This is a genomic window from Nonomuraea sp. SBT364, assembly GCF_001083785.1.
Taxonomy (GTDB): Bacteria; Actinomycetota; Actinomycetes; order Streptosporangiales; family Streptosporangiaceae; genus Nonomuraea.
The window spans coordinates 1-7,555 of sequence record NZ_LAVL01000265.1 but is presented as its reverse complement, the minus strand read 5'-3'; the positions used below and the strand labels follow the sequence as shown (position 1 = coordinate 7,555).

Below are 7,555 nucleotides of genomic sequence, written 5' to 3'. Positions count from 1 at the left end.
CCCCGGCGCCCCCGCGGCGATCGGCCTGGCCGTGCCCGGCCTCGTCACCCCCTCCCACGCCGTCTTCTCGGCCGCGATCGGCTGGCGCGACGTCCCGGCGGCCGCCTTCACCTCGCTGGACCTGCCGCTCGCCCTGGGCCACGACGTACGGGCCGCGGGCGACGCGGAGCTGGCCTACGGCACCGCCGCGCCGGCGCCCGGCGACGTGCTGTACGTGCCCATCGGCACCGGCATCGCGGGCGCGCTCGTCCTGCGCGGCTCGCTGTACGGCGGGGCGGCGGGGTGGGCCGGACAGCTCGGGCACATCCCCGTGCGGCCGGACGGGCTGCCCTGCCCGTGCGGCCAGCGCGGCTGCCTCGGGGTGTACGCGTCGGCGTCGGCCATCGCCGGCCGGTGCGGCGAGTCGTCGGCGGCCGAGGTGGTCCGCCGCAGGGCGGCCGGCGATCCCCGGGCGGCGGAGGTCTGGGACGACGGCATGGCCGCCCTGGCCGCCGCGCTGGCCACCTGCACGCTGCTGCTGGACCCGGCGCTGATCGTCATCGGCGGCGGCCTCTCGCTGGCCGGCGACGACCTCCTCGGCCCGCTGCGCGAACACCTGGCGGGCCGCCTGGCCTTCCGGCGCCCGCCACCGGTGCGCACCTCGGCGCTCGGCGTGCACGCGGGGCTCCTGGGCGCGGCCCTGCTCGGCTTCCGCGCCCTGGACTGACGCCTGACGCTCTCAGTCCGGCGGCAGCAGGGACGCCGGCAGCTCCACCTGCCGGGCGCGGAGCTCCTCGCCCAGCGCCTTGGCCTGCGGGTCGGGGCGGGCGCTGGCCGCGACGCCCCGGCCCAGCAGGCCGTGCACGACGAAGTTCAGGGCGTTGAGGTTGGGCAGCTCGTAACGGTCGACGCGGTAGGCGGCCAGCTCCGGCAGGAGGTCCTTCAGGCGCCCGACGGTGAGATGGCCCGCCAGCCAGGCGTAGCGCTCACCCGTGGTGGTCCACACGCCCAGGTTCGCGTTGCCGCCCTTGTCGCCCGACCGCGCCCCGGCCACCCGCCCGAGCGGAACCCGTACGACCTCGTCATCGGCCACCGCCGGGGCGGGCCCGGGAGCCGGGCGCGGCGCGGGGAGGGCCGATGACGAGGTCGTACGGGTTCCGCTCGGGCGGGGGCAGCAGCTCGCCGTCCAGGCGGACCTCGGGGGTCACCGTCGCCGCAGGGACCAGGACCGGCCAGTACACGCCGTACGGCGAGGCCGCGCCGGGCGGGGTGAGCGCGTGGAAGCCCGGGTAGCTGGCCAGGCCCGTCTCCACCACGGCGGAGGAGAACGCGCGGCCCGCCCTGCCGGGGTCGGGGTCCATGACCGTGATGCGCAGCAGGCCGCCCGCCCGCGAGACCTCCACCCGCTCGAACGACTCCCTGGGCACCCGGGCCCAGATGGCCTCCTCGGCGACCCTGGCCTTGGCCTCCTGGTCCAGCCCGGTGAGGACGAGGGTCATGGTGTTGCGGTAGCCGGCCGGATAGGTGACGGCGACCTTGAGCGTGTCCGGCGGGGGATCGCCGCGCACGCCGCTGATCCGCACCCGGTCCGGCCCGTCGTCGGACAGCGTGATCGTGTCGAAGCGGGCCACCACGTCCGGGCCGGGGTAGGCGGGCGCGCCGATCTCGTACAGGAGCTGCGCGGTCACCGTGCCGATCGAGACCAGGCCGCCCGTGCCGGGATGCTTGGTGATCACGCTGGAGCCGTCGGCGTGCAGCTCGGCGAGCGGGAAGCCGCAGTGCGCCAGGTCGGGCACGTCCCGGAAGAACGCGTAGTTGCCGCCGGTGGCCTGGCAGCCGCACTCGATGACGTGGCCGGCGACCACCGAGCCCGCCAGCGCGTCAAGATCGCCGGGACGCCACCCGTACCGCCAGATGCCCGGACCGGTGACCAGGGCCGCGTCGGTGACGCGGCCGGTCACCACGATGTCCGCGCCCGCCGACAGGGCCGTGGCGATGGGCCGGCCGCCCAGGTAGGCGTTGGCGGTCAGCGGGGTGGCGTCCAGGGTCTCGCCGGTGTCGGCGTTCACCAGGTCGAGGTCGGTCCCGGTCAGGTCGTCGCCGGTCACGCAGGCGACCCTGGGGGAGAGGCCGAGCCGGGCGGCCAGCTCGTGCACGGCCTCCGCGCAGCCCGCCGGGTCGAGGCCGCCGGCGTTGGCGACGATCCTGATGCCCCGGTCCAGGCAGGGGCCGAGCACGTCCTCCAGCTGCCGCAGGAACGTGGTGGCGTAGCCGGGGCGGCCCTTGAGGCGGTTGCCGGCCAGGATGAGCATGGTGAGCTCGGCCAGCCAGTCGCCGGTGAGCACGTCGACGGGGCCGCCCTCGACCATCTCGCGGGCGGCCGAGAGCCGGTCGCCGTAGAAGCCGCTGCAGTTGGCGACGCGCAGGGCGGGGCTCACGGCGCCGTGGGGACCCAGCTGGGCGGCCGCTTCTCGGCGAAGGCGGCGATGCCCTCGCGGCCCTCGGCGGAGGTGAAGCGCTCGGCCGACAGCTCCGTCATCCGGCGCAGGCCCTCCTCGAAGGACAGCGCGGGCACCTCCCGGACCAGGCGCTTGGTGATGGCCAGGGCTTCGGGGCCGCCCTTGACCAGCATCCCGGCGTAGTGGGCGACCGTCGCGTCGAGCTCCTCCTCCGGGACGGCGCGGGTCAGCAGGCCGATCTCCACCGCCCTGGCCGCCGGGAACACCTCGCCGGTCATCAGGTACTCGGCCGCCGCCCTCGGGTCCAGCCGCCGCAGCACCGGCACCGAGATCATGGCGGGCACGACGCCCAGCCGCACCTCGGTGAACGCGAACGAGGCCGTCAGCGGCGCGATCGCGAGGTCGCACGCGGCCACCAGCCCGAGCCCGCCCGCCCGGGCGGTGCCGTTGAGCCGGCAGATCACCGGCTTCGGGCTCTCCCAGATGGTGGCCATGACCTGCGGGAACGAGGCGGTCACCGGCGCGTCGGAGGACGCGGCGCGCTGCTCCTTCAGGTCGGCGCCCGAGCTGAACACGTGCCCGGTGCCCGTCAGCACGACGACCCGCGCCGACGGCTCGGCCAGCGCCCAGGCGAGGCGGTCGGCCAGGTCGGCGAGCAGGCGGGTGGACAGGGCGTTGCGGTTCGGCGGCGAGTCGAGCGTGATCGTCGCGATGCCGCCGGACAGCTCCTTGTGGACCAGGCGCGTCATGATTCCCCTTCTTCGATGATCGCCAGCACGGCTCCCGCCTCGACCTGCCGGCCCTGCTCCACGTGCACGGCCGAGACGACGCCGCCGGCGGGGGCGGTGATCAGATGCTCCATCTTCATCGCCTCCAGCACCAGCACCGGCCGGCCCTTCTCCACCCGGGCGCCCGCCTCGACCTCGATCCGCAGCACGGTGCCCGGCATGGGGGCCAGCAGCGATCCGGGCGCGACGTGCCCGGCGGGCTCCGGCAGGCGCGGCACCGGCGTCAGCGTGACCGCCTCGCCGGGCCCGTCCACGTACACCTTCCCGCCGCCGTAGCGGGCGACGTCGAACGCCCGCCGCACCCCGCCGCTCTCCAGGACCACCCGGTACGACGGCGCGTGACAGGCCACCTCGACCACCGTCACGCCCTCGGGCAGCGGGTCGTAGACCGTCTCGGCCTCCTCGAAGCGGGCCGTGCGGGGCTGCGAGCGCACGTTGCGCCACCCGGCGGGCAGGTCGCGCAGCACCGTGGCCCGCTCGCGGTTGGCGGCGGCCAGGGCCAGCGCGGCGGCCAGCACCGCGAGCTGCGACGGCGGCGCCGGCTCACCCGCCGGATGCCGGTCGAGGAAGCCGGTATGGGTGTCACCCCGCAGGAAGTCCTGATTTTTCAGGATATCGAGGAGAAGATCGCGGTTCGTGGTGAGCCCGTGAATTTTGGCCCGCCGCAGCGCCCAGGCCACCTTCCGCACCGCCTCGTCCCGCCCGGCGCCGTACCCGACGATCTTGGCCAGCAGCGCGTCGTAGTGCGGCGGCACCGCCGACCCGCTCTCCACCCCGGAGTCCACCCGCACCCCGCCCGGCACCTCGAACCGGTGCAGCACGCCCGCCTGCGGCAGGTAGTCGCGGTCCTCGGCGTAGAGCCGCACCTCCACCGCGTGCCCCGAGGGACGCGGCGGCTCCGGGGGCAACGCCGCGCCCTGCGCCACCTCGATCTGCCACCGGACCAGGTCGACCCCGTAGACCAGCTCGGTCACCGGATGCTCGACCTGCAACCGGGTGTTCATCTCCAGGAACGCCACCCGCTCGCCCTTGACCAGGAACTCCACCGTGCCCGCCCCGGTGTAGCCGATCGCCCGCGCCGCCCGGACGGCCGCCGACTCCAGCTCCGCGCGCAGGGCGGCGGTGACACCGGGCGACGGGCACTCCTCGACGACCTTCTGATGCCGGCGCTGGATGCTGCACTCGCGCTCGCCCAGCGCCCACACGCCGCCGTGCCGGTCCGCCAGCACCTGCACCTCGATGTGCCGGGCGCCCTCCAGCAGCGGTTCGGCGAACACCTCGCCGTCGCCGAACGCCGCCTCCGCCTCCCGCCGCGCGGACGCCACCTGCCGAGCCAGCTCGCGCGGATCGCGTACCACCCGCATGCCGCGCCCGCCGCCGCCGGCGCTCGCCTTCACCAGCACCGGGAACTCCCAGTCCGGGCCGGGCTCCTCGCCGGCGGGCAGCGACGGCAGCACCGGCACGCCCGCCGCCGCCATCAGCGCCTTGGCCGCCGGCTTCGAGCCCATCGCGGCGATCGCCCCGGGCGGCGGCCCCACCCACACCAGCCCGGCGTCGAGCACCGCCTGGGCGAACGCCGCGTTCTCCGACAGGAACCCGTAACCGGGATGCACCGCGTCGGCCCCCGACGCCCGGCACGCCTCCAGCAGCCGGTCCGCCGCCAGGTACGTCTCGGCGGGCGTGACGCCGCTCAGCCGCACCGCGTAGTCGGCCTCGGCCGTGTGCGGCGCCCGCGCGTCGGCGTCGGAGCAGACCGCGACCGTCTCGATGCCGAGCTCGCGGCAGGTGCGGAAGACCCGGCGGGCGATCTCGCCCCGGTTCGCCACCAGCAGGCGGGTGATCACGGCCGGAACACCCCGAACCCCGCCGCCCCGGGCACCGGCGCGCTGTTGATCGCCGACAGGCACAGCCCCAGCACCGTGCGCGTGTCGCGCGGGTCGATCACCCCGTCGTCGTAGAGCCGCCCCGACAGGAAGAACGGCAGCGACTCCGCCTCGATCCGCTCCTCCACCATCGCCCGCATCGCCGCGTCCGCCTCCTCGTCGTAGACCTGCCCGCGCGCCAGCGCCGACGCCCGGCCCACGATCGACAGCACCCCGGCCAGCTGCGCCGGCCCCATCACCGCCGACTTGGCGCTCGGCCAGCTGAACAGGAACCGGGGATCGTAGGCCCGCCCGCACATGCCGTAGTTGCCCGCCCCGTAGGACGCCCCCATCACCACGGTCAGATGCGGCACCGTCGAGTTGGACACCGCGTTGATCATCATGGCGCCGTGCTTGATGATGCCGCCCTGCTCGTACTCCTTGCCGACCATGTAACCGGTCGTGTTCTGCAGGAAGACCAGCGGCGTGCGCGACTGGTTGGCGAGCTGAATGAACTGCGCCGCCTTCTGCGCCTCCGCGCTGAACAGCACCCCGCGCGCGTTCGCCAGGACGCCCACCGGATAGCCGTGCAGCCGCGCCCACCCCGTCACCAGCGACGCCCCGTACAGCGGCTTGAACTCGTCGAACTCGCTCCCGTCGGCGATCCGCGCGATCACCTCACGCGGGTCGAACGGCACCTTCAGGTCCTCCGGCACGATCCCCAGCAGCTCGTCCGCCGGATAGAGCGGATCGCGCACGGCATACGGCCGGACGCCCTGCTTGCGCCAGTTGAGCGAGCGGACGATCCGGCGGCCGATCCGCAGCGCGTCATGCTCGTCGGCCGCCAGGTGGTCGGCCAGGCCGCTGACCCGGGCGTGCATCTCCGCGCCGCCGAGCGACTCGTCGTCGGACTCCTCGCCGGTCGCCATCTTGACCAGTGGCGGCCCGCCCAGGAACACCTTCGCCCGGTCCCGCACCATCACCACGTGGTCGCTCATCCCCGGCACGTACGCGCCACCGGCCGTGGAATTGCCGAACACCAGCGCGATCGTCGGGATCCCGGCCGCCGACAGCCGCGTCAGATCGCGGAAGATCCGGCCGCCCGGGATGAAGATCTCCTTCTGCGTCGGCAGGTCCGCGCCGCCGCTCTCCACCAGATTGACGTACGGCAGGCGGTTGGCCAGCGCGATGTCGGCGGCGCGCAGCGTCTTGCGCAGCGTCCACGGGTTCGAGGCGCCGCCGCGGACCGTGGGATCGTTCGCGGTGATCACGCACTCGACGCCCTCCACCACCCCGATCCCCGTCACGACGCTCGCGCCCACCGGGAAGTCGCTGCCCCACGCGGCCAGCGGCGACAGCTCCAGGAACGGCGAATCGGCGTCGACGAGCAGCTCGATCCGCTCCCGGGCGAGCAGCTTGCCCCGGTCGCGATGGCGGCGGACGTACTTGTCACCGCCGCCCGCGACCGCCTTGGCGTGCTCGGCGCCGAGGTCGGCCAGCTTGCCCAGCATCGCCTCCCGGCGCCGTGCGTAGTCGGTGGCGGTCGTGTCGAGCGTGCTGACGATCACGACGCATACCGTAACCCGTCGCCCGGGTCAGCCGCAGTGGCTCCAGCCCGACTTCCAGGACAGACCGCCCCAGGAGCCGCCCCAGATGACGCACTTGCCCTTGCCCGGCAGCCGGACCGGGCCGGCGTAGGCGGTGAACTTGCCCGGGTTGCTGCCGCTCGATCCGCCCTTGACCTGGAGGAGCGCGCTCATCTGCACCTTGCCCGGATACACCAGGCGCGACATCGTCACCACGCAGTTCTTGCCCGCGCCGCTGCTGTAGAGCAGGTAGATCGTCGCCTTGCTGCTCAGCGCGCGCGAGTTGATCACCTTGTAGCCGGAGCCGCAGACCTTGGCCGCCGTGTACGGGTTCGGCTTGAGCTTCGGAGCCGGCTTCACCGTGGGCTTCGGGGCGGGCTTCGTCGGGAAACCCGTCGGCTGCCGGGACAGCTCCGGGGTGGCCGCGTTGGTCGGCTCGACGTCCGGCTCCACGCGGTCGACCGGTCGCGGGGTCTTGGTCTTCGTCACCGTCTTCGTCGCCGTCGGCTGCGGGCGCCGCGTCGCGGGCTGCCTCGTCGGCTGCGTGATCGGGTCCGGGACCTGGGCCAGGCCGTCACCGTTCTGCGTCGTTCCCGGCTTCGGCTTCTTCGTCTTCGGCTCGTCGATGTCCAGCTCCGGGACCGTGGACGGGACGGCCTCCGGGGGATCCAGCACCTCCGGCGGGATCTGCGTGTCCGCCGTGGGCGTGGGCGTGGTCGCCGAGCCGTTGCTGACGGCGACCACGGTCTGCGGCTTGGAGTTCGCCTGGACCACCACGGCCCCGGCCACCACCAGCAGCGCCGCCGCGGCCGCCCCGGACAGCGCGAACGTCAACGTCCTGCGCTGCCTCGGCTGCGACCCCCTCCCGGCCCCTCCGGCAC

General features: G+C 74.5%; 6 protein-coding genes and 1 pseudogene. 1 reads left to right on the top strand and 6 read right to left on the bottom strand.

The features are described 5' to 3' along the window. Positions 1-706, top strand: a 706-nt coding sequence (locus tag ADY59_RS45665) for an ROK family protein (protein WP_049577105.1), incomplete at its 5' end; no start/stop codon positions are given. 12 nt (positions 707-718) lie between these two features. Here the strand turns inward: ADY59_RS45665 and ADY59_RS53820 are convergent. The 6 genes and pseudogenes from ADY59_RS53820 to ADY59_RS52095 all read right to left on the bottom strand — a co-directional run. Beyond that, positions 719-1,072: an AtuA-related protein gene (locus ADY59_RS53820; protein WP_331459594.1), complete on the bottom strand. Its 354-nt coding sequence runs from the start codon at positions 1,070-1,072 to the stop codon at positions 719-721. Continuing rightward, on the bottom strand, positions 1,062-2,417 hold the full coding sequence (locus ADY59_RS45660; protein WP_331459593.1) for an acyclic terpene utilization AtuA family protein: 1,356 nt from the start codon (positions 2,415-2,417) through the stop codon (positions 1,062-1,064). The genes ADY59_RS53820 and ADY59_RS45660 overlap by 11 nt, the downstream gene beginning before the upstream one ends. After that, entirely contained in the window at positions 2,414-3,187 is a 774-nt protein-coding gene (locus ADY59_RS45655; protein WP_049577102.1) for an enoyl-CoA hydratase-related protein, read from the bottom strand. Before ADY59_RS45655 ends, ADY59_RS45660 begins: the two co-directional genes overlap by 4 nt. Further along, a complete protein-coding gene (locus tag ADY59_RS45650) occupies positions 3,184-5,070 on the bottom strand; it encodes an ATP-binding protein (RefSeq protein ID WP_049577100.1) in 1,887 nt (628 codons plus the stop codon). The genes ADY59_RS45655 and ADY59_RS45650 overlap by 4 nt, the downstream gene beginning before the upstream one ends. Continuing rightward, the gene (locus tag ADY59_RS45645; protein ID WP_082310896.1) at positions 5,067-6,599 is read right to left on the bottom strand and encodes an acyl-CoA carboxylase subunit beta; all 1,533 of its coding nucleotides are present in this window, start codon (positions 6,597-6,599) and stop codon (positions 5,067-5,069) included. Before ADY59_RS45645 ends, ADY59_RS45650 begins: the two co-directional genes overlap by 4 nt. A gap of 84 nt (positions 6,600-6,683) precedes the next feature. Further along, positions 6,684-7,555, bottom strand: a pseudogene (locus ADY59_RS52095) (hypothetical protein); the annotation flags it as partial.